Source organism: Thermococcus sp. (genome assembly GCF_015521605.1).
In the GTDB taxonomy this organism is placed as follows: Archaea; Methanobacteriota_B; Thermococci; order Thermococcales; family Thermococcaceae; genus Thermococcus.
This window is the reverse complement of the sequence record NZ_WANV01000030.1, coordinates 61,815-81,601: the sequence shown is the minus strand read 5'-3', so window position 1 is coordinate 81,601 and position 19,787 is coordinate 61,815. Positions and strand designations below refer to the sequence as shown.

29 protein-coding genes and 1 tRNA gene are annotated in these 19,787 nt (G+C 52.5%); 21 read left to right on the top strand and 9 right to left on the bottom strand.

Annotated features, from left to right (window positions below):
• The first annotated feature begins 5 nt into the window (after positions 1 to 5).
• The gene (locus F7C11_RS06290; protein ID WP_297092031.1) at positions 6 to 1,883 is read left to right on the top strand and encodes a threonine--tRNA ligase; all 1,878 of its coding nucleotides are present in this window, start codon (positions 6 to 8) and stop codon (positions 1,881 to 1,883) included.
• On the opposite strand, the gene F7C11_RS06285 is transcribed toward F7C11_RS06290, so the two are convergent.
• The 4 genes from F7C11_RS06285 to F7C11_RS06270 form a co-directional block, all read right to left on the bottom strand.
• Positions 1,873 to 2,607: a hypothetical protein gene (locus F7C11_RS06285; protein ID WP_297092029.1), complete on the bottom strand. Its 735-nt coding sequence runs from the start codon at positions 2,605 to 2,607 to the stop codon at positions 1,873 to 1,875. The two genes, F7C11_RS06290 and F7C11_RS06285, sit on opposite strands and share 11 nt — an antisense overlap.
• 46 nt (positions 2,608 to 2,653) lie before the next feature.
• Positions 2,654 to 3,331 (bottom strand): TBP-interacting protein, encoded by a 678-nt coding sequence (locus F7C11_RS06280; protein ID WP_297092027.1) that lies wholly within the window; start codon positions 3,329 to 3,331, stop codon positions 2,654 to 2,656.
• A 100-nt stretch (positions 3,332 to 3,431) separates the two neighbouring features.
• Positions 3,432 to 4,226 (bottom strand): polyprenyl diphosphate synthase, encoded by a 795-nt coding sequence (gene uppS, locus F7C11_RS06275; RefSeq protein ID WP_297092285.1) that lies wholly within the window; start codon positions 4,224 to 4,226, stop codon positions 3,432 to 3,434.
• A 5-nt stretch (positions 4,227 to 4,231) separates the two neighbouring features.
• Positions 4,232 to 4,756, bottom strand: a complete 525-nt coding sequence (locus tag F7C11_RS06270) for a gamma carbonic anhydrase family protein (protein ID WP_297092283.1) — start codon at positions 4,754 to 4,756, stop codon at positions 4,232 to 4,234.
• 71 nt (positions 4,757 to 4,827) lie between these two features.
• Here F7C11_RS06270 and hjc point away from each other — a divergent pair, with 71 nt between their 5' ends.
• The 6 genes from hjc to F7C11_RS06240 all read left to right on the top strand — a co-directional run bounded on the left by hjc (position 4,828) and on the right by F7C11_RS06240 (position 9,902).
• A complete protein-coding gene (hjc, locus tag F7C11_RS06265; RefSeq protein WP_297092025.1) occupies positions 4,828 to 5,229 on the top strand; it encodes a Holliday junction resolvase Hjc in 402 nt (133 codons plus the stop codon).
• On the top strand, positions 5,219 to 6,745 hold the full coding sequence (locus F7C11_RS06260; protein WP_297092023.1) for a hypothetical protein: 1,527 nt from the start codon (positions 5,219 to 5,221) through the stop codon (positions 6,743 to 6,745). Before hjc ends, F7C11_RS06260 begins: the two co-directional genes overlap by 11 nt.
• Positions 6,746 to 6,824: 79 nt before the next feature.
• Complete coding sequence (locus F7C11_RS06255; protein ID WP_297092021.1) at positions 6,825 to 7,862, top strand: lysyl aminopeptidase; 1,038 nt, start codon at positions 6,825 to 6,827, stop codon at positions 7,860 to 7,862.
• Between the two features lie 78 nt (positions 7,863 to 7,940).
• On the top strand, positions 7,941 to 8,546 hold the full coding sequence (locus tag F7C11_RS06250) for an archaemetzincin family Zn-dependent metalloprotease (protein ID WP_297092019.1): 606 nt from the start codon (positions 7,941 to 7,943) through the stop codon (positions 8,544 to 8,546).
• Positions 8,543 to 9,097: a class IV adenylate cyclase gene (gene cyaB / locus F7C11_RS06245; protein WP_297092015.1), complete on the top strand. Its 555-nt coding sequence runs from the start codon at positions 8,543 to 8,545 to the stop codon at positions 9,095 to 9,097. The genes F7C11_RS06250 and cyaB overlap by 4 nt, the downstream gene beginning before the upstream one ends.
• Positions 9,081 to 9,902 carry a hypothetical protein gene (locus tag F7C11_RS06240; protein ID WP_297092013.1) on the top strand — a complete coding sequence of 274 codons (822 nt, stop codon included), beginning with the start codon at positions 9,081 to 9,083 and terminating at the stop codon, positions 9,900 to 9,902. The genes cyaB and F7C11_RS06240 overlap by 17 nt, the downstream gene beginning before the upstream one ends.
• On the opposite strand, the gene F7C11_RS06235 is transcribed toward F7C11_RS06240, so the two are convergent.
• Positions 9,862 to 10,716 carry an ATP-binding cassette domain-containing protein gene (locus tag F7C11_RS06235; RefSeq protein WP_297092011.1) on the bottom strand — a complete coding sequence of 285 codons (855 nt, stop codon included), beginning with the start codon at positions 10,714 to 10,716 and terminating at the stop codon, positions 9,862 to 9,864. The genes F7C11_RS06240 and F7C11_RS06235 overlap by 41 nt on opposite strands.
• Positions 10,713 to 12,194 carry a TrkH family potassium uptake protein gene (locus F7C11_RS06230; RefSeq protein ID WP_297092009.1) on the bottom strand — a complete coding sequence of 494 codons (1,482 nt, stop codon included), beginning with the start codon at positions 12,192 to 12,194 and terminating at the stop codon, positions 10,713 to 10,715. Before F7C11_RS06230 ends, F7C11_RS06235 begins: the two co-directional genes overlap by 4 nt.
• A 99-nt stretch (positions 12,195 to 12,293) precedes the next feature.
• Between F7C11_RS06230 and map the strand changes: the two genes are divergently transcribed.
• A complete protein-coding gene (gene map, locus F7C11_RS06225; RefSeq protein ID WP_297068984.1) occupies positions 12,294 to 13,181 on the top strand; it encodes a type II methionyl aminopeptidase in 888 nt (295 codons plus the stop codon).
• Positions 13,182 to 13,263: 82 nt separating this feature from the next.
• On the opposite strand, the gene F7C11_RS06220 is transcribed toward map, so the two are convergent.
• Positions 13,264 to 13,350: transfer RNA gene (locus tag F7C11_RS06220), tRNA-Ser, on the bottom strand.
• A gap of 800 nt (positions 13,351 to 14,150) precedes the next feature.
• Positions 14,151 to 14,738: a hypothetical protein gene (locus F7C11_RS06215; RefSeq protein WP_297092007.1), complete on the bottom strand. Its 588-nt coding sequence runs from the start codon at positions 14,736 to 14,738 to the stop codon at positions 14,151 to 14,153.
• A gap of 175 nt (positions 14,739 to 14,913) precedes the next feature.
• On the opposite strand from F7C11_RS06215, the gene F7C11_RS06210 reads away from it, so the two are divergent.
• Positions 14,914 to 15,261, top strand: a complete 348-nt coding sequence (locus tag F7C11_RS06210; protein WP_297092006.1) for a hypothetical protein — start codon at positions 14,914 to 14,916, stop codon at positions 15,259 to 15,261.
• Positions 15,258 to 15,470 (top strand): hypothetical protein, encoded by a 213-nt coding sequence (locus tag F7C11_RS06205; RefSeq protein WP_297092004.1) that lies wholly within the window; start codon positions 15,258 to 15,260, stop codon positions 15,468 to 15,470. Before F7C11_RS06210 ends, F7C11_RS06205 begins: the two co-directional genes overlap by 4 nt.
• Before the next feature lie 535 nt (positions 15,471 to 16,005).
• Here the strand turns inward: F7C11_RS06205 and F7C11_RS06200 are convergent.
• Positions 16,006 to 16,227, bottom strand: a complete 222-nt coding sequence (locus F7C11_RS06200) for a hypothetical protein (protein ID WP_297092002.1) — start codon at positions 16,225 to 16,227, stop codon at positions 16,006 to 16,008.
• 177 nt (positions 16,228 to 16,404) lie between these two features.
• Between F7C11_RS06200 and F7C11_RS06195 the strand changes: the two genes are divergently transcribed.
• Genes F7C11_RS06195 through F7C11_RS06145 form a run of 11 tightly spaced genes read left to right on the top strand, consistent with a single transcriptional unit; the run spans position 16,405 to position 19,781 of the window.
• Positions 16,405 to 17,013, top strand: coding sequence for a hypothetical protein (locus tag F7C11_RS06195; protein WP_297092000.1), 609 nt, complete (start codon positions 16,405 to 16,407; stop codon positions 17,011 to 17,013).
• 5 nt (positions 17,014 to 17,018) lie between these two features.
• Positions 17,019 to 17,174, top strand: coding sequence for a hypothetical protein (locus tag F7C11_RS06190; RefSeq protein ID WP_297091998.1), 156 nt, complete (start codon positions 17,019 to 17,021; stop codon positions 17,172 to 17,174).
• Positions 17,175 to 17,185: 11 nt separating this feature from the next.
• Positions 17,186 to 17,377, top strand: a complete 192-nt coding sequence (locus tag F7C11_RS06185; protein ID WP_297091996.1) for a hypothetical protein — start codon at positions 17,186 to 17,188, stop codon at positions 17,375 to 17,377.
• The gene (locus F7C11_RS06180) at positions 17,374 to 17,739 is read left to right on the top strand and encodes a hypothetical protein (protein ID WP_297091994.1); all 366 of its coding nucleotides are present in this window, start codon (positions 17,374 to 17,376) and stop codon (positions 17,737 to 17,739) included. The genes F7C11_RS06185 and F7C11_RS06180 overlap by 4 nt, the downstream gene beginning before the upstream one ends.
• A 13-nt stretch (positions 17,740 to 17,752) precedes the next feature.
• Positions 17,753 to 17,944 (top strand): hypothetical protein, encoded by a 192-nt coding sequence (locus F7C11_RS06175; protein ID WP_297091992.1) that lies wholly within the window; start codon positions 17,753 to 17,755, stop codon positions 17,942 to 17,944.
• A complete protein-coding gene (locus tag F7C11_RS06170; protein WP_297091990.1) occupies positions 17,941 to 18,246 on the top strand; it encodes a hypothetical protein in 306 nt (101 codons plus the stop codon). Before F7C11_RS06175 ends, F7C11_RS06170 begins: the two co-directional genes overlap by 4 nt.
• Positions 18,247 to 18,252: 6 nt before the next feature.
• The gene (locus tag F7C11_RS06165) at positions 18,253 to 18,516 is read left to right on the top strand and encodes a hypothetical protein (protein WP_297091988.1); all 264 of its coding nucleotides are present in this window, start codon (positions 18,253 to 18,255) and stop codon (positions 18,514 to 18,516) included.
• Positions 18,516 to 18,815 (top strand): hypothetical protein, encoded by a 300-nt coding sequence (locus tag F7C11_RS06160; RefSeq protein WP_297091986.1) that lies wholly within the window; start codon positions 18,516 to 18,518, stop codon positions 18,813 to 18,815. Before F7C11_RS06165 ends, F7C11_RS06160 begins: the two co-directional genes overlap by 1 nt.
• Positions 18,815 to 19,024: a hypothetical protein gene (locus F7C11_RS06155; protein ID WP_297091984.1), complete on the top strand. Its 210-nt coding sequence runs from the start codon at positions 18,815 to 18,817 to the stop codon at positions 19,022 to 19,024. The genes F7C11_RS06160 and F7C11_RS06155 overlap by 1 nt, the downstream gene beginning before the upstream one ends.
• On the top strand, positions 19,021 to 19,260 hold the full coding sequence (locus F7C11_RS06150; RefSeq protein ID WP_297091982.1) for a hypothetical protein: 240 nt from the start codon (positions 19,021 to 19,023) through the stop codon (positions 19,258 to 19,260). Before F7C11_RS06155 ends, F7C11_RS06150 begins: the two co-directional genes overlap by 4 nt.
• Entirely contained in the window at positions 19,257 to 19,781 is a 525-nt protein-coding gene (locus F7C11_RS06145) for a hypothetical protein (RefSeq protein WP_297091979.1), read from the top strand. Before F7C11_RS06150 ends, F7C11_RS06145 begins: the two co-directional genes overlap by 4 nt.
• The last annotated feature ends 6 nt before the right edge of the window (positions 19,782 to 19,787 follow it).

The following is a 19,787-nucleotide window of genomic DNA, read 5'->3' as shown; positions in this document are numbered from 1 at the left end:
TAAGGATGAGAATGCTTCTGATACACAGCGACTATTTGGAATACGAGGTGAAAGACAAGGCCCTTAAGAATCCCGAGCCGATAAAAAGTGAGGATAAGAAAGGCAGACTCGACGAGGTTCTGGCTGTATTCATAAGCGTTGAGAAGGCCGACGAAACCAACCCGGAAGAGGTCGTTGAAAAGGCTCTCACCGAGATTAAAGACGTCGCCGGCCAGATCAAGGTCAGCAGGGTCTTTGTATATCCCTTCGCGCACCTCAGCAGCGAGCTGGCAAAGCCGGACGTGGCCCTTGAAGTCCTCAGAAAGATCGAGGAGAATCTTAAGGAGGAGGGCTTCGAGGTCAAGCGCGCCCCCTTCGGCTACTACAAGGCATTCAAGCTGAGCTGCAAGGGACACCCGCTCGCTGAGCTAAGCAGGACGATAGTTCCAACTGGGGAGGTAAAGGCAGAGGAAGTTCCGGAGGCCCTAAAGAGGGAGGAGGAACTTGTAAGCTACTGGTACATACTCACTCCAGAGGGGGAGCTCATCGAGGTCGACAAGTTCGACTTCACCGGGCACGAGAACCTCAGGAAGTTCGCCAACTACGAGATAAGCAAGAGCAGGATAGCCGACAGGGAGCCTCCTCACGTCAGGATAATGCTCGACCACGAGCTGGTCGACTACGAGCCCGGAAGCGACCCCGGAAACCTCAGGTACTATCCGAAGGGCAGGCTCATCAAGGGACTGCTCGAACAGTACGTCACCGAGAAGGTCGTCGAGTACGGTGCCATGGAAGTCGAGACCCCGATTATGTACGACTTCGAGCACCCGGCACTTGAGAAATACCTCAACCGCTTCCCGGCCAGACAGTACGTCGTCAAGAGCGGGGACAAGAAGTTCTTCCTCCGCTTTGCTGCGTGCTTCGGCCAGTTCCTCATCAAGAAGGACGCCACGATAAGCTACAGGCACTTACCGCTCAGGATGTACGAGCTTACCCGCTACTCCTTCAGGAGAGAGAAGAGCGGTGAACTTTCAGGTCTCAGGAGGCTCAGGGCCTTCACGATGCCCGATATGCACACGGTAGCTAAAGACCTCAAGCAGGCCATGGACGAGTTCAAGAAGCAGTACAAGCTCAGCATGGAGGTTCTCCGCGGCGTTGGCCTTACCCCGGACGACTACGAGGTTGCCATACGCTTTACGGAGGACTTCTGGAACGAGAACAGGGACTTCGTGGTTGAGCTGGCCAGGATTATAGGCAAGCCCGTCCTCATAGAAATGTGGAAGCAGAGGTTCTTCTACTTCATCCTCAAGTTCGAGTTCAACTTTGTGGACAACCTCGACAAGGCGGCAGCGCTCAGCACCGTCCAGATCGACGTCGAGAACGCCGAGCGCTTTGGAATAACCTACTACGACGAGGAAGGCAGGGAGAGATACCCGCTCATACTCCACTGCTCTCCGAGCGGGGCAATTGAGCGCGTCATGTACGCTGTCCTTGAGAAGCAGGCCAAACTGCAGGCCAAGGGCGTAAAGCCAATGTTCCCGCTCTGGCTCAGTCCGATACAGGTAAGGGTAATCCCGGTCAGCGACGAGGTTCTCGACTACGCGCTCTACGTTGCAGGAAAGTTAGAGGGTGCGAAGATTCGTGTCGACGTTGACGACACCGGAGACAGGCTCAACAAGAAGATAAGGAAGGCGGAGAAGGAGTGGATACCGTACGTCATCGTCGTCGGCAGGAACGAGAAGGAGCAGAACACGATAACCGTCAGAAGAAGGAGCGACGGGAAGCAAGTCGAGATGCAGCTCGAAGACCTAATAAGGGAGATAAGGAGCCAGACCGAGGGATTCCCGTACAAGCCGAGGCCCCTTCCACTTCTCCTGTCAAAGAGGCCCAAGTTCAGGGGCTGATTTTTCTTACCCTCAGCTTTTCCATTCCCTTTCCCTTTGTAACGCGGAATGAGTACATCTCCGGCTCAAAGTCCTCGTAAGGCGCGGATATCAGATACAGTGCCTCCTTGAGCCCCGTTTCTTCCAGCCATGACTTGGCAAGGATTACGTAGTCGCTTATCCCCGAGACCCACGCCACAAATCGGGTCGAGACGACGTCCCTGTTGAGGGCCAGCACCAGTATTGAGTCGGGAAGCTGGCGGGTTCTGGACGCGAGGGTCTGGTTGAGGAGCTTCAGAGTACTGTCCTCCCCGAGAAGCAACGAAACACCATCCAGAGTGTAAACCAAGCGAAAAACCGGCCTGTCCTGAACGAGTTCCCTCAGGTAGATGTTGTATATGCGGTCTATCTTTGGATTGAGGGTCTCCGGCTCTACTTTGTCCAGGTAGAAGACGTTTGGGATGGACTCCCTTGACCCGTATCTCGTTCCAAAGAGGTCTATAACCACCACATCGCCATTCCTAAGGGCCTTTTCCATGTCAAAGCCAACTGTGCTCGCTTTCCTTATGAACGACCTGATGGGGCCCACATAGTTGGAGATTATCCCAACATGACCGTTCTCAACCGCATGCCTGAGAAGAAGGAAGGGTATCTTCCACGCGGAAGAATAGGCGTCGTAGATAATGCTGACGGTGGAACCGGGAAGGTATTCCTCCCGAAAGAGGTCAATGACGTTCATCTCCATCCGCCTTCCCCCCATAAAGTTGAGGGGAAGAGCATCGTAAAGCACCTCATGTTCCCTTCATACCCGCCATTATCTCGTCGAGGAAATCCTTCGCCTCCTCGCTGAACTCCCTAAGGGGAACCTCCTTACCGTACTTGTCGTAGATTTTGCCGTCCCTGAAGTTTATCTCGAAGACCTCGTAGCGCTCTTCACTCTGCTCGTGGTGCTTTATCCCGTGCCCCTTAAGATGCCTCTCAAGGCTCTCGACGTCAACGTACTTTCCGCACTCCTTGCACCTGTAGAACTGCCAGAATACGTAGTCCTGACCAGCGAGCATGTTGTTCTTGATGTGGTTTATGAACGCCCCGCCGAGGTACTCGTAGAAGTCCTCCTGAATCAAGCCGTCCCCGTCCTCGATCACCTTGAACCCGCTCCAGACTATGTGGTCGTTTATGTCCGCGAGCGTTGCCTTGAGATAGCGGTAGGTGAGTATGAAAACCCCGTTGTGGACAAAGAAGACGCTCTTGTCGGGTATGGCAATTATCCTGATCCCCTCGCCACCACCGTTTTCGGCCAGTTTCTCAGCGTGCTCCCTGTTGTCGGCCACCTCGATGGTAACCCTGACGTTGCTCTTCTTGTGAACCCCAATGATCCTCCCGCCGGTTATCTCCCAGTGATAATCGTCTAGGTATCTCACCTGGGCATAGACCTTCTTGATCCTCGGACTCAGCTCACCGTAGGCCATTAATCACCACCGTGAGGAAATCGTGCCCAATGTTAATAAGCTTTAGCGGAAAATTTTAAAAAGGGTCTTTCTGGATGAGGAGGGCCACAATGGAGAAACGCTACCTCCCGAAGCGTCTCTGCCTCTTCTGGTACTCGCGAATAATCCTGAGGAAGTCTATCTTCCTGAACTCGGGGAAGTAAACGTCAACAAAGAAGAGCTCGCTGTAGGCGATTTGATACAGAAGGAAGTTGCTTATCCTCTCCTCACCACCTGTCCTTATGACTATGTCCGGGTCGGGCATGTTCGGATAGTACAGGTACTCCTTTATGAGCTCCTCATCAACATCCTCCGGCTTTATCCTACCGGCCAGGGCGTCCCTCACGATGTCCCGCACGGCATCGGCTATCTCGCTCCTTCCCCCGTAGGCGAGGGCTATGTTGAGAGTGTAGTTGCTATACTTCCTCGTGGCCTTCTCCGCTTCCTCGGCGGCTTCCCTGACGTTTTCGGGAAGGAGTTCCTTTCTCCCAAGGACGTTTACCCGAATTCCGTACTTGTGAACCCTCTCGTCCTCAAGGAGCTCCCTGAACTTCTCCTCGAATAGGTTCATGAGGGCGTTTACCTCCTCGGGGGTTCTCTTGAAGTTCTCGGTGGAGAAGGCGTAAACGGTGAGCGTTCTTATGCCCAGCTCACGACACCACTCGAGTATCTCCTCAAGCTTCCGGGAACCGAAGAGGTGGCCGTACCATGGGGGCTTCTCCAGCTTCCGCGCCCATCTCCGGTTCCCGTCCATTATTATGGCCACGTGCTTTGGAATCCTCCCGGACTTAACCCTGTCCAGAAGGTAGCCCTCGTAGATATCGTAAACGGGCTTGAATAAAATGTGGGGAACGTGGGAAACAAGACGGGAAATCATGCCCATCACTCAATCTTTTTCCTGCCGGAGAGGTGCATCTCGGCCAGCTCGATGTAAATCTCGGCGTTCTTCTTCGTCCACTCGATTTCCTCCTCGCTGAGCTGCCTGACGACTTTGCCGGGAACGCCGACGACCAGGCTGTAGTCCGGTATCTCCTTGCCGGGAGGAACGAGCGCTCCAGCGCCGATGACGACGTGCTTGCCTATCTTCGCGCCATCGAGTATGACGGCCCCCATACCGATGATGGTGTAGTCCCCTATTTTAGCACCGTGAACGACTGCGTTGTGACCTATGGTGACGTACTTGCCTATTATCGTCGGCTGTCCGTGGGAGGTATGTACGCTGACGTTATCCTGAATGTTCGAGCCTTCGCCCACGTAAATCTGCTCTATATCTCCCCTCAGGACCGCCGACGGCCAGACGCTCGTCTTCGCCTCAAGAACGACATCGCCTATGACCGAGGCAGTCTCATCGATGAAAGCGGTCTCGTGAATTTTAGGAGTCTTTCCGGCCAACTCGTAAATCGCCATGTCCATCACCGGCCTTAACTCCTCGACATAGCTTATAAACCTAACCGGGCAATATAGGATGAGGGAGTGCAATGAAGTACAGAAGGGGTGCCAGCGCGGAGAGGGAGCTTATAAAGATGCTCGAAAAGGCCGGTTTCGCGGTGGTGCGTTCCGCCGGAAGCAAGAAGGTGGATATCGTGGCCGGCAACGGGAAAGTCCATCTCTGCATAGAGGTGAAAAGTACACGGGAGGAAAAGCTCTACTTCAGCAGCGAGGATTATGAGAAGCTCGTCTCCTTTGCAGGAAAGTTCGGCGCAAAGCCGGTTGTTGCGGTCAAGTTCATAAACAACGGCTGGCGTTTCTTCCTCCCGGAGACCCTTGAAAAAAGCGGCAAAAACTATAAGGTTAGCCTGCAAACAAAGAACTATCTCACCTTCGACGAAGTTATCGGGAGGCAGAGGTCCCTCGAAGGGGTGGTAAAGGGTGAAGTTTAAGGCCACACTGCTGATAATCCTGCTGATTCCGATTTTTCTCCCGGGGGTGAGCGCCCAGTCACCGCTCGTAATCGTCCCTCTCAACGGCAGTTTCACCGGAGTTCCGGGCGATACGATAATAATCCCCTTCCAGCTCAGAAATCTGGGAAACCAGACCTTATCAAACGTCACCGTGTACGTTACTGGCCCTGCAGAGGGCTTCCTCTACGGCAGCAAGGTGATCAGGGAGCCCATTGAACCGAATGGCACAATCCAGGATACGATATCGGTCAAGCTGCTCAACCTCGACCCTGGAAGGTACAACCTGACCATCGTGGCCAGAGCGGGCTCAAGCTACTCGGAGGCGCAGGTAACGATCAGCGTGAAGACCCTCGTGGACTACGCCCTGAGGATAGACGTCAACGATGAGTACACCTACGGCAGCAACGTTACAGCACTGCTCAAGATAACATCGCAGGCGAACGGGGTCATCATAGGAAGACTTGGGTACACCCTCTCACGCGATGGAACCGTTCTGGAAACGTTCGCCACGACCATATACCTCAGACCCGGGGAGAGCTGGGTCAAGGAGCTAAAACTAACGACCCCCAGGGTCGGTGACTACTCGGTATACTTCTGGGCCAACTTCAGCGGAAGGTTCAAGAGCAAGACTGCAACGTTCAGGGTCTACCAGAGAAACCTGAGGTACGATGCGTACTTCAAGGACGGGGCAATATACGTCCACGTTTACGACGAGAACGGCCAGGGAGTGCCGGACATCACGGTCAGGATAAACGGGATACCCTTCAAGACAGACGACGGTGGAACGGTCTCGTACCTTGTGGAGAAGCCGGGAACCTACGAGGTCGTTCTGAATCTTGATGGAAGGATAGTGACGACCTTCGTCGAGGTCAGAAAGCTCTTTTTGAGCGCCACTCAGGAAAACGGGACCCTCCTGGTGAAGGTTGTGGATTCAACCGGGAAGCCGGTTCCGAATATAACGGTCACCGCCTCAGGGCCCCTCGGAAAGGACTACTCTGCAACGAACTCATCCGGTATCGCCGAGATAGACCTGGAAAAAACTGGCTACGGAACCATAATGCTCCGCGCGGAGAGCAGCAGATACATGGGGGGAGAAACCAGCGTGAAGGCGACCCCCCCGGCTAAGCCAACGCCTACCCCAACGACCACCACAACTCCACCAACCACCACAACGACGACCCCGGCTAAGCCCCCAAAGAACTACGGCCCGCTGGCGGCGATACTGCTGATAGCAGGGGTTCTGTTAGCTGGAACCTCATACGCTGCCTTCTTCAGGCCGGTAATCCAGGAGGAGATGCTGGACAGGTACTACTTCGTCAAAGTTAGAGCGCCAAAGCTCAGAGGCATGGACGGATTCAGGTTCGAGAAGGGTGTCAGTGCAATAGAGGTCAAAGCCACCAAGGGAAGGGCAGAGATCAAAGACGGACTCATAGTGTGGGAGATAGAGCACCTTGAGCCCGAGGAGGAGGCCTACCTGCAGGTCATCCTGGGCTGACCTCCCCGGTCTTTTCTTTCGCAAACCTTATTAACACGGGCGAACACATTCAGATGGTAATCTAAAGGAGGCGAAAGCCATGGTGGACATAGAACTGCTTAAGAAGGTCGTCGAGGCCCCTGGAGTTTCCGGGTACGAGTTCCTTGGAATAAGGGATGTCGTTATCGAGGCCCTGATGGACTACGTCGACGAGATTTACGTTGACAAGCTCGGCAACGTCATCGCCCACAAAAAGGGCACCGGGCCAAGGGTTATGGTGGCGGCACACATGGACAAGATAGGCGTCATGGTGAACCACATCGACAAGGAGGGTTACCTCCACATAGTCCGCGTCGGCGGTGTTGACCCGAGGACTCTTGTGGCGCAGAGAATAAGGTTCTTCACCGAAAAGGGCGAGCGCTTTGGCGTGGTTGGCCACATCCCACCCCACCTCCAGAAGCCGGAGGACAGGAAGAAAGCGGCCGACTGGGACACCATCGTTGTGGACGTCGGGGCGGACAGCAGGGAGGAAGCGGAGGAGATGGGCTTCAGGGTTGGAACCGTCGGCGAATTTGCCCCCGCCTTCGTTCAGCTCACCGAGAACAGGATTGCGACGCCCTACCTCGACGACAGGGTCTGTCTCTACACCATGATAGAGACCGCAAGGGCGGTTGAGAACCATGAGGCTGACATATACTTCGTCGCCTCCGTCCAGGAGGAGGTAGGCCTCCGCGGTGCCCGCGTGGCCTCCTACGCGATCAACCCGGAAATAGGTATAGCAATGGACGTCACCTTCGCCAAGCAGGTCGGCGACAAGGGCAAGATAGTGCCAAAGCTCGGCGGCGGGCCGGTCATGGACGTCGGGCCGAACATCAACCCGAAGGTTAGGGCATTCGCAGATGAAGTCGCCAAGAAGTACGACATTCCACTCCAGGTCGAGGCCTCCCCAAGGCCAACAGGCACAGATGCCAACATCATGCAGATCAACCGCGAGGGTGTCGCCACCGCGGTCCTCAGCGTGCCCATACGCTACATGCACAGCCAGGTTGAGACCGCAGACCTCAGGGACATCGACATGACGATTAAACTCGCCAAGCACTTCCTTGAGGATCTCCGCGAGATGGAACTAACCCCGTGAACGGCCCCAGTCCTTGAAATTTTTCCTTCCCTTTCTTCCCGGGAAAGGTTTATTTCTTCTGCCGCGAAGTAGATATTGATGTGGGGCGTGAACACCGAACTGGGAGAGGACTTCCCACCGCTCACCCGAACGATACTCCTGGTACCCATCGGGACCATTGAGAAATATATCATAAGGGCAGTTGCAGGATTTGTTGATTCATACTACTCCAGGTTCGGTTTTTCCGTCGAGAGGGCAGACGTCCTTCCGGAAGAGGAATTCCTGGGGGCGTATGATCCCCTGAGACACCAGTACATTGGGAGGACGTTCCTTCCGGTGCTCCATGGTATCGGCAAAAAGAGGAGAGCACGTGCGGTGCTGGGGATAACCCGGCTTGACCTGTATGAGGAGGGCATGAACTTCATCTTCGGCATCGCCCACGCGGGACTCCGGACGGCCGTCGTCTCCACGTTCAGGCTGAGACCTGAGTTCTATGGGGATGCTCCGGACGAGAGGCTCTACACGGAGCGGACTATCAAGGAAGCAATGCACGAGCTGGGCCACGTCTTTGGCCTCCAGCACTGTCCCAACGAGAGGTGCGTAATGCACTTCTCGAACTCCATCATCGAAACGGATATTAAAGACGCCCTTTACTGCCCCACCTGTCTGAAAAAGCTTAGGAAAAACCTGGGGGCGGAACCATGATAGAGATAGAGGTTAAGGGGTACGCAGACGACGGGGTCTTTGAAAGGGTTCGGGAGAAATTTAAGCTGATAAGGACCGAATACCATGAGGACACGTACTTCCGCCACCCCTGCCGGGACTTCGCCGAAACCGACGAGGCGCTGAGGATAAGGATAAAGCGCTTCAACGGACATTTTGAGGCTTTCATAACGTATAAGGGACCAAAAATAGACGAGAACTCAAAGACCAGGAAGGAAATAGAAGTCCCGATAAGCGACCCGGACAAACACCTTGAGATCCTGGAAAGCCTGGGCTTTGAGGAGGTTCTCACGATAGAAAAGACCCGGGAAAAGTACTACGTTGACAAGGGCATCATAATAGACCTCGACGAAGTTAACGGCCTCGGAAAGTTCATAGAGATTGAGGCGCTGGCCGAGGGAGAGGAGGTGGTTGAGGAGACCGTGAAGATACTCCGGGAAATCCTGGAGTCCCTGGGAGTCAAAAGGTTCGAGAGGCGTTCGTATCTGGAGCTGATGCTCCAAAGGGAGGTGAACCATGGGGAAGCTGGATGAGTTCTTCAGGTCCCTGAGCGAAAGGAAGAAGAAATCGGAGCTTGAGGTGCTCGAGGATATTGAAAATGCTCTCAGGATGGGTGAGATAGACAACGCCATTGAGCTCACAGGCGAACTTGGGAGCGAGTCCAACTTGTTCCTTGCCCTCAGGATGCTCCTGCGGTCAATACGCGAGAGGCTTCAGGAGGCCAGGGAGAAGGGAGAACTGGACGAGCTGGAGCGGATGAAAGAGAGGGTGAAGGAACTCATACCAACTGTCAACTCCCTTCTCAATCCACGTTACAGGGCGCTACTCCTGGGGGATTTGGCGGTTCTGTTCTATCTTCTCAACGATGAGCTCAACGGAGACATAGCCCTGAGAACCGCAATAAACCTCGCCAGAAACAGCGCCGACATAATCAGAGATATCCTGATGGAGCTCATAAACTCCGGCCTCCTCAAAAAAGCCGGCTACGCTATGAAGATGGTTCGCGAACCCGAGAAGCTGGACGTTGTGCTGGTTCATCTGGCCGAAATGTTCTACCGCGCGGGGGACGTTGAAAAGGCCAGGCTCATAATCGAACACATTTCCAGCCCATTCCACAGGGCGATGGCACTCTACTACCTGGCCGAGATAGAGGGGGAGAGGAACAGGGATGAGGCGCTCAAAATACTGGAGGCGGCGTTCAGAATCGCGGAAGGTATAGAAGACCCCGAGGCGAGGTTTGAAGTCATGCTTAAGCTCTACGACCTCAAACACTCCCTCCTCGGCCAGTCGCTCAGCCTCAAAGATGTCCTATCCCGGAGAGAAGCTCCTCCTCAGTAAGGGCGGGGGTTTTGACAACTCCCCGCTTCCTAAGCTCGTGGGAGATTTCAAGGCTTGGAGGCAGTTTTATCCCTAGCTTCTTCAACGTTTCGACCTCCTCCGCAAGCTCCCGCGGAGTGCCCTCAAGGACTATCTCCCCCCTGTCCATAACGAGAACCCTGTCGGCAAAGCGGAGTATGTAGTCCGTGTGGTGCTCGACTAGAACCACCGTCATTCCGTGCTCCTTCCGGAGGAGAGATATCAACCCCAGAACCTCCTTCCTCCCAACGGGGTCCAGCTGGGACGTTGGCTCATCAAGGACCAGAACCGCAGGCTCCATGGCCAGAACAGCGGCTATGGCAAGCCTCTGCTGCTGACCGCCGCTGAGGTTGGGGGGAAATTCCCGCTCAAGACCCCTCAGCCCGGTTACCTCCAGCGCCCAGCGGAGGCGCCTCAGTATCTCGTTCCTTTCGAATCCGAGGTTTTCGAGGCCAAAGGCTATCTCCTCCTCGACCGTCATGTTGAAGAGCTGGCTCTCCGGGTTCTGGAGAACAAGGCCAACAACCGTGGAGAGCTTCGAGACGGGTGTTTCCCTAGTGTTGTATTCCTCGCCGGTTCTGGGATCACTCACCACCACATCGCCCGAGAATTCTCCCTTTATCGAGTGGGGAATTATGCCGTTGAGGGTCAGACAGAGCGTCGATTTTCCGCTTCCGCTCGGTCCGATTATCCCCAGAAGCTCTCCCTCTCTGACGTCAAAGCTGACGTCCCTCAGTGAGTATTCACCGGCCCTCCGGTACTTGAAGCTGAGGTTCTCCACGCTGATAACCTTCATCTCCTGCTCACCATCCTCGGGGCCAGGAAGAACACGCTTATTATGAAGACGAGGGTCGAGAATATCTCCAGCCTTCCTATCCACATGTGGAGTATTAGCAGTACCTTCACATCGATGGGCAAGGTCGGAGAGGTTATGCCCACGCTGAGCCCGACGTTGCCCTGGGCGGATGCGACCTCAAAGAACGAGTCCGTGAGGCTTGTCCCGAGACGGAGCATCGTGTAGAGGGTGCCTATGAGCAGGAACGCAAAGTACGTCATGGTGAAGCTCATGACCTCCTGGATGTCCTCCTCGCTGAATATGTAGTTGCCAACCTTCCTCTTGATAACGGCACCCTTGGGCAGGATGGCACTCTGGAGGGTCCACTTCAGGCTCTCGTACATCAATATGACACGGATGAGCTTTATACCACCCGCGGTACTTCCGGCGCCTCCACCTATCACCATTAGAATCCCGAGGATAAACTTGCCCAGCTCCGGATACTTGCTCAGGTCGGCGATTCCAAATCCGGTACAGGTTATGGCCGAAACGGAGTGGAATACCGCCTGCCTCAGGGCATCGCCGATGGCGTCCCCCACCCGAGTGAGGCTGAGGGCTATAACCGCTATCGCCGGCAGCAGAAAGATGAACATGTACTTGACCTGAACGTCCTCGAAGAAGGGCTTGAGGTGCCTGTCCTTGAAGAGGCGGTAGTGAACCGTGAAGTTTACGGCACCCATTATCATCAGGAATATCGTGACGGCCTCTATCGAGGTACTGTTGAAATAGCCAATGCTCAGGTCATGGCTGCTCATACCACCCGTGCCAAGGCCGGTCATGGAGTGTATGACCGCGTCAAATAAAGGCATACCGTTGATGTAGTAGAGGTACACACCAACAAGGGTCAGAACCAGGTATATCTGGAAGATTACCTTCGATGTGTTGACCAGGTTGGGAAGTATTCTCTCGCTCCTCGCCTCGGCGCGGTAGAGTCTCGCGGCGGCAACGCCGGGACGGATTAAGACCGTTAGCGCGACGAGCACGATGCCTATTCCACCGAGCCACTGCATCCAGGAGCGCCAGAAGAGGATTATATGGGGGTAGCTCTCCAGGTTGCTCATCATGGTGAGGCCCGTTCCGGTCCAAGCGCTCATGCTCTCGAAGTACGAGTCCACGAAGGACATCTTGGCTATGTAAATGAAGGGTATGACGCTGATGAGCGAGGCGAAGAGCCACGTAAAGGCGGCAGAGACCATGGCCTGCCGGAGGTTTACGTCCTCCACCTTTCCCATGTGCCTCGCGAGCCACGCTCCAAGGAGGATCGAGAAGACGCCAGGGAGGGCGAAGTAAATCACGTATCTTATTTCATCGGGGTAGAACCACACAATAAGCACCGGAAAGAGGTACGCCAGCCCTACACCCTGAAGGATAGCCCCGATGAGATTCTTAACCACAAAGATGTCGTCCGAGATGTTAATGTACTTCCTGAGCTCTAGCATGGGCCCACCGTAGAGGTAGGGTCTGCACTAAATAAAAGGTTTTTCCCGGAGTGGAAAGGTTTAAGGGGAAATACTGCCTTTTTATCCCGGTGATAGAAAGTGGAGGAGAGAGACGCCCTCATAAAGGCGGGAGAGATAGCAAGGCAGGTGAAGAAGGAAGTCGCGGACATGATAAAACCAGGGGTAAGGCTCTACGACATCGCGGAGTTCGTGGAAAGGCGCATAGTGGAACTTGGAGGAAAACCGGCCTTTCCCTGTAACCTCTCAATAAACGAAATCGCGGCTCATTATACCCCCTACAAAGGTGATGAGAGCACCCTGAAGGAGGGGGACTACCTCAAGGTGGACATAGGCGTCCACGTTAACGGCTACATAGCCGACACGGCAGTGACGTTCAGGGTGGGAATGGAAGAGGATGACCTGATGGCGGCATCAAAGGAGGCCCTTGAAAACGCCATCAGCGTGATACGTGCGGGGGTCAAAATCAGCGAGATTGGAAAGGCCATCGAGGAAACAATAAGGGGCTATGGCTTCAACCCGATAGTCAACCTCAGCGGGCACAAGATAGAGCGCTACAAGCTTCACTCGGGCATAAGCATACCGAACATCCATCGCCCCGCGGACAGCTATGTCCTCAAGGAGGGGGACGTCATTGCGATAGAGCCCTTCGCGACCACGGGGGCGGGACAGGTTATAGAGGTTCCACCCGCGCTCATATTCATGCACGTCCGCGACAGGCCCGTGAGGATGGCCCAGGCAAGGAGACTGCTCATGCACATAAAGAAGGAGTACAACGGCCTTCCCTTCGCCTACCGCTGGCTCCAGGGATTCATGCCGGAGGGTCAGCTGAAACTGGCCCTGGCCCAGCTGGACAGGGTGGGGGCGATATACAGCTACCAGATACTCAGGGAAGTTCGCGGCGGCCTGGTGAGCCAGTTCGAGCACACTGTTATAGTGGAGAAAGATGGTGCGTACATAACCACCTGAAGCTCTTTTCTTTCCCATCCCTGCCAGAGGAGCTACCAAGATTCAATAAGAAGGGAATGAGACCCTCCCGGGCTCGGCAGTTTGGCGCCGGGGCAGGGATTTGAACCCTGGTGGGCGGACGCCCACGGGATCTCGAGTCCCGCGCCTTCCCAGGCTAGGCTACCCCGGCGCTCCCCAACGACCAGCACTCCCCTGCGAAGGAGCGTTACAGCCGTCACGACCTCCTCAACCGTCAAATCCTCAGACAAAGCCACCTCAAGCAGGCTCGCGACCACTCGGCTCACGTTATCCCAGCGCTCCTTGGCCTTCCTGTACACTTCCGGAGGTAGCGTGATGTGCAGACGCGGTGAAAGGCGCCTCGGACGCCTCCGCTTCCGCGCTCCGGCCTGCTCCTCCTCCCCCGCTTGGGAGTGTCCGGACACACCAAACGATTTTACCATGACGAAAACCCCCAATTATGTTTATAAATTTTTGGCCTAAAAACCTTCCGAACTGAACAGCCATCAATCGACGCCTGTCGTGATGCTCTTTTATGTGCACTAAAAAAGCCTTCTCCTGTCTTCTTTTTGCTCTGGTCCTTTCCAGATCTCGACCAGGACTGCGACGCCTGGAACGACAGATGACGAAATATCCAACCATTTCTCACATTAAACTTAAAAGGGTAACTCCATGTAAGAAATTAAAGAAAACACAAACTCGGGGGTTAATCTGCCATGAGTCCTCACCAAGAGGATAGACTTAGAGATTATAATCCTTTTGATCCTGCAACCCAGGAATATGAAAAAGAGATGAACAAAAAGAACGCTAAGAAGCACACTGTGGAAGTCATGTTGGGATTGTTTCTCACCGTCTTTGTCTATAGCGTGGTCACAATAGTTGGTATCCACAAATATGCGGAAACAATGTCCCTATTGACATTTTTAGGGTCATACTGGAAATCCCGGTGCTGGTACTCGCCAAGCAATCCCCTCATTTCCTAATAAATGCAACAAGTATGGTAATTATAACTGCTACTGGAGACATCGCAGTCCGCATCTCTGCCTTTGCAGAGACCCTCAGCACTTTATCAACTGCCTTAAGCACCAGCACCAAGAGCCAAGTAACGGTAAAATACTTCAAGACCTCATTCTTCCCAGAGATTACACTAACCTCCCACCACATCAGGAAGAACGGCATCCACACTGCAATCTCCAGACCCACCCACCGAGTCACAAACCAGCTAATAACAGGGTAAACTACGAAGATAACATTTAGAACTAAGAACGCAACTAAGAACAACACCCTCACCGACGCTCCGGACTCTTCAATAGCCTTCTTAATCTCCCAGAGCTTCTTTAGAGTCACCGAGAAGTTAAACACCACATAACCCACGAAGGCCGTGACATAAAACTCCCGAGGGACACCTACGAGGTAGAGAACCCCTAAAGCTGGGAGCGTGACTATAAATGTCAAGATCGTGCTCCACAGAAAGTACAGAATAACCTTACCCAACGTCCCGAACGCAACACCCCAATTGTCCAGATCTTTAGATACAACCTTAGTCTGCTCCATACTCATCAAGAGGTATATACTATATAATAGCTAAAAAATTAACTGGCCAAAAATGGCCATAAAAGACCAGAACTATCCGATATCCACCAAAAACCTAACGGAAGAAAAAGAAACCCCACACGCGAGGAGTCAAGCCTTACGAGAAACAACTTTTTTAGAAAGTCCATCTTAAACAACCTTGGTGAACCTAATGAGCCTTGAGTACTGGGTCGGGTACATAGTGGCAGGCGTAACAGTCGGAGTCACAATACACTTCCTCCAACTCCTAATGAACATATACAGCAGGATTGGAGTAGCGGAAAACAAAATAAACACCGACTTTGAAAAACGCTTCGACAACATCGAAAAGCGCTTTGACACCATAGACCAACACCTCAAAGACATAGACCAAGACATAAGAGACCTAAAAGAAAGAACCGCCAGAGTAGAACAAAACCTTCAAGACCTACCCCAACAACTCGTGACCCTGATCCAAAAAGAACTTGCAGACTTCGAGAAAAGACAAATTCAAGGAGGCCGAGAACAATGAGCAAACTAACACCCGAAGAAGTCCAAAGACGAAGAGAACTAACCGAAAAACTCCAAAAAGGAACACTCACCCCCGAAGAAGCTCAAGAACTCATAGAAATCCTTGAAAAAGAGAAGAAAATCGCCGAAGAAGAACGCGACTTCGCGGCACTCGTCGCAATATTCCTCCTCCTCGCACTCATCGCAATGTACCTAAACAAAAAACAATAAAACCCCCACGCGAGGAGCCAAGCCTCACTCCACTGGTACAACCCCAACCCCCGCCAAAGAGAGAAAACATTGATTTGCAGGGGACAGTGAGAACAGATCCTTTTTTGTATTACAAAATTCGCAAGAGTGAGATTTTGTAATACAAAATCAGAGTTGAAGTCAACGAATAACTAACAAACAAATAACATATTATGATTTTAATTTTGTAATATAGAACATACAAAATTCTAAAATGTAACACAAAATTAGTTCTCAGTTGAGAGGTCCCGATTGAGGCCACACTACAAACTTAGCTTTCTGCAGTACAAAAACAAGCACATGAGAATATTTTGTATTACACCATTCAAGCCAGGAAAGGAACATGCCAATAGTTAGTTAGTATTAGGTAATACAAAATTAAAAATATAATATAAATAACACAAAATTGAACAATGTAATACAAAACTAAATCAATTCTCAATGCACTCCACCCACAGAAAAATGTGTATTACAAAAAAGAAACAAAATCGACCTCAAATCTCATCCGGCCTAAAACTCACTTCCCCTTAGCGGATTTTGAGTCCTTGTAAGCATCTTTAGTAATCTCAGCCACTCCAAGTATTTTAATCAGGACTGCTTTTCCCTCGTCGAGTCCATACATGTCTCTTATTGGACCTGGGATTATAATCCTCCCCTCTTTTCCTATTCTAAGCTTTAGTTCCACATTCAACGGCTCAAACTTTAGTTTTGTATAATCTATCTTTTTAGGCCTCGGCATGCTTATCACCGTTATATCTCTCTATTTTGTCTTAAATACGACATTCTTATAAGCATTGTGTAAGTTATGTCGAAAAAACGACTTAAATCGTATAAATTATGTCGAATTACTGACGGCAAACTTTTTATGTATCAAAAACGACGTTTTTTCGATATAGTTCGACGTGGTGATGCCAAAATGGAGTGGAAAGAATGGATAGATTTCCCCGACATTGGGGGGACTACAGTGAAAGCCTTGCGCTCTTTGGTTTTTAGAGAGGTATTGCGCCAGAAAAGATTCAACAGCCACTGGACAGTTGGCTACGTTAAATCCTCAACACTCGTGACGGCAAGGTCTGTCCTATTCTTTGTTTACAATGGCAACAAACCTACAACTTGGAATGCACTTGAGAACTACCTACGCGAAAAATATGGCTATGCAGAGGGAACCGTTTACGGATACAACCAACATCTTCTCTCATATTTAGTGGAAAATTGCAATGGCGGATTCAAACTCAGAGAAGAGATTTATGACGAGGCTATACGTATCCTCGAAGATGAAGAATATGCCAATGCTGTGATTGAAGAAGCTGAGGAATTAGAATGGAAGATAAAATCCCAATTCCGAAATAATCACTACGATGATGGCGGGGAAGACGAAGAGGACGAGGAAGGGGACGGCGAGGAAGAAGTTTCTGAGGACGGGGAAAGGCCTTCAGTTAGTCTTGTTCTGAGTGATGGTGCTCGGGTTCGGGTTGTTTTGGAGGTTGATGTGATTATTCGGTCTATTCGTTTTGAGGGAGAGTGAGAGCGATGCGTCTCCTCTCCGAGTCTGAGTTGTTTGAGCTGGCGAAACGGGACGTGGAAGCGGCGAGAAGGAAGCTCCGCGAAGTGGATTTCGTTTTTGACCGGGGTGGCTGGCTTGTCTCCCCGGAGTACTACCTGGAGAAACTCGAAAGGGAGGGTTGAAAATGCAGGTGTTGAAGGCTCGGGTGCTGGAGGAGGCTGGGATTACAGCCTCGGACTTGGGAATAAAGCGGGGAGAGTTGGTTTCTGTGAACGTGGCAAGGAAGCGCGCTCTGGTGAAGACTGACACGGGGTACGAGTTCAGGTGGCTGGAGAAGGATCAGGTGAAGCTTGTTCTGAAGGCCTTGAAGGGGGTTGGAGCATGAGCGCCTGGCTGATTGTTGAGGACTCTGTGGGGGGTTTTGTGAACGTCCACAACCTTGAGAACGTCACGACGATCCGCGTGGACGTGAATCGTGAGGGTGAGAATGGCCTGATCCTGGAGGTCTGGACTAAGGAGGCCGACGGCCACCCGTGGGAATATGACATTAAGAACCTTGAGGAGTTCGAGAAGCTCATTACTCTCCTCCCCGGCGCTGAGCAGCTTGGCTGGATTTACATCAGGGACGGGAAGGTTGACGCCTGGCGTGGGAGCTTGAAGCTTCTGGAGAGGGTTGAGGGAGAGCGAGAGCCTGAAACTGGGTGCTGGGATGAGGACGCTGGGGAATTCAGGCAGCCGTGTCCGTAAAGAGGGTGAGAGCATGAGGAAGCGCGGCCGTCCTCCGGTAGTCAAACCCTGGCTCGTCACGATTACCGGGAGTGTCAGCAGGAAGTTCGTCATTTTTGCCAAGACGCAGGAAGAGGCCGAGGAAATGGCGCGCTTCATGGTGAAGCAGAGCTTTCCTTTTTCGAGCTTCTCAGTCCGCAGGTTTTACGGGAGGGTGAGAGCATGAAGAAGTTCTACGCTCGCGTTGGCGATGAGGAGTACCTCCTCCTTGACAATTCCTTTGAGGACGCAGTGGTTACATTCTGGCTCTGGAACGCCATGAGAGCAGAGAAGGGAGAACTCCAGCCAGGAGCAAGAGCACGGGTCATGGAACTCGCCTTAGCCTACCAGCAAGGCATCATCGAGAACGCAGAGATCTCATTACTCCAAGTCCTTCACGGGGACGAGCTGAGGAACGAGTTGAGAGCCTATTTTCCCAGGCCAGTAAAACAGGCCACCCTCAACGGCCTGATGAAAGTGGTGGGGTGATGAATGATGCCTACGATCTGGTATAAGGAACTGCGCACTAAGGAGGAGCGCAGGGAGATTTACCAGAGGCTCAGGAAGATGGGTTACCCGGCTGAAATCGCCAGGAGGCTCAGGGATTGGAGCGACAGCCACATCGAGCTTTTCATTAAGAGCAATCCACCAGAGATATTCGAGAAAATGAAGGAGGAGAAGGAGTTTTACGAGGCTTATCCTGAGCTTGAGTTCCAGGTTTCTGGGATCGATTATACAGCCATAAGGGGAGAGTCGTGATGCTCCCCGTCAGGTACTGGAACGGCTGGGAAGTCAGGACCAAGGACGGCAAGACATTCAGGTTCAAGGCACTCGCGGGAGTGAAATCCGGCGGGGATCTGGTGGTGCTCATCATGAGAGACCTCGGGTACTGCATTGAGGACATTGAAGAAGTCACAATGTACCTCGGAGTCTCCCGCAAGAAAAGACAACCCGTAGTTTTCCCGGACGATGACGCGATTTTCCTCGGAGCCTTCATCCCGAAGAAGGATGCTGATGGTGAAGTTATTGGGTATGAGAAGATTGAAGGTGATGAATGATGCCGCTATTAATCACTTATTTTGAACTTGAGAGGCTCAAGGAGTTCAGCCAGGCTCTGGAGAAGGTGGATGAATTAAGAACCCTGATTCCTGTTCAAGTGGCCAACATTGAACTGGAAGGCGAGAAGATAAAGCTCGTCCTCTACGTGCCGGCCGATGCGCTCAGGCTTGTGAGGGAGAGCTTTCCTGAAGGGGTGATCCTGGGATGATTTACTACGTCATTTTTGGCAGGGACAGGAGGGAAGTCATGAACCTTGAAGGTGATGCTCTCGGTATTTACCTCGAGCCTGACCTTGAGCATGCGGAGTCCAAGGCCTTAGAGGAAATGGGTGAGTACGGCTGGCCGTTCGCTTCGATTTTTATTCTCAATCCGGTGCCTGTGAGGCTTTCGTTTCTTTCTCTTGAAGATGAGGTGGCCAAGATTTTGGGAAGGTGGTTTTCATGAGTAAGGAGCGGTGGCCGAGGCGTGGGAACAGGAAGACGATGTATAAGGAATGCGACCCTGAAAAGGCGTTTGACTACCTGGAAAACCAGGTGTTGGAGGCGAGAGTGAGAAGTAAATTCTCCAGCGTTCTGAGGAGTGCACAGCGGGAGGTGGATTACTGGCGACTCGGAGCGTTTGACGTGGACTCGGTGATTTACGATTACGCTTCGCGGAAGCTCCAGGCGCTCCTTGAGCTTAAGGCCAAGAGTCAGGTGGATTATCTGAACGGGTACTTCCTCTTTAGGGAGTCCCAGTATTTGGTAACCAAGGCCATTGCGGAGAGGCTTGGAGTCCCGTATTATTGGGTGATCTGGAACCGTGAGGGGAACCTGTGGTATGTGACGGACGTGCTCAAGGCGAGAGTGCAGATTGTGAAGTCATCGAGGCTCAAGTGGGACGCGTTCGCTCGACTGGATAAGGACTCGTTCTTGATGCTGACTGATGAGGAGTTCAAGGACTGGTTGATTCAGCATGTGTTCTGAGGCGGT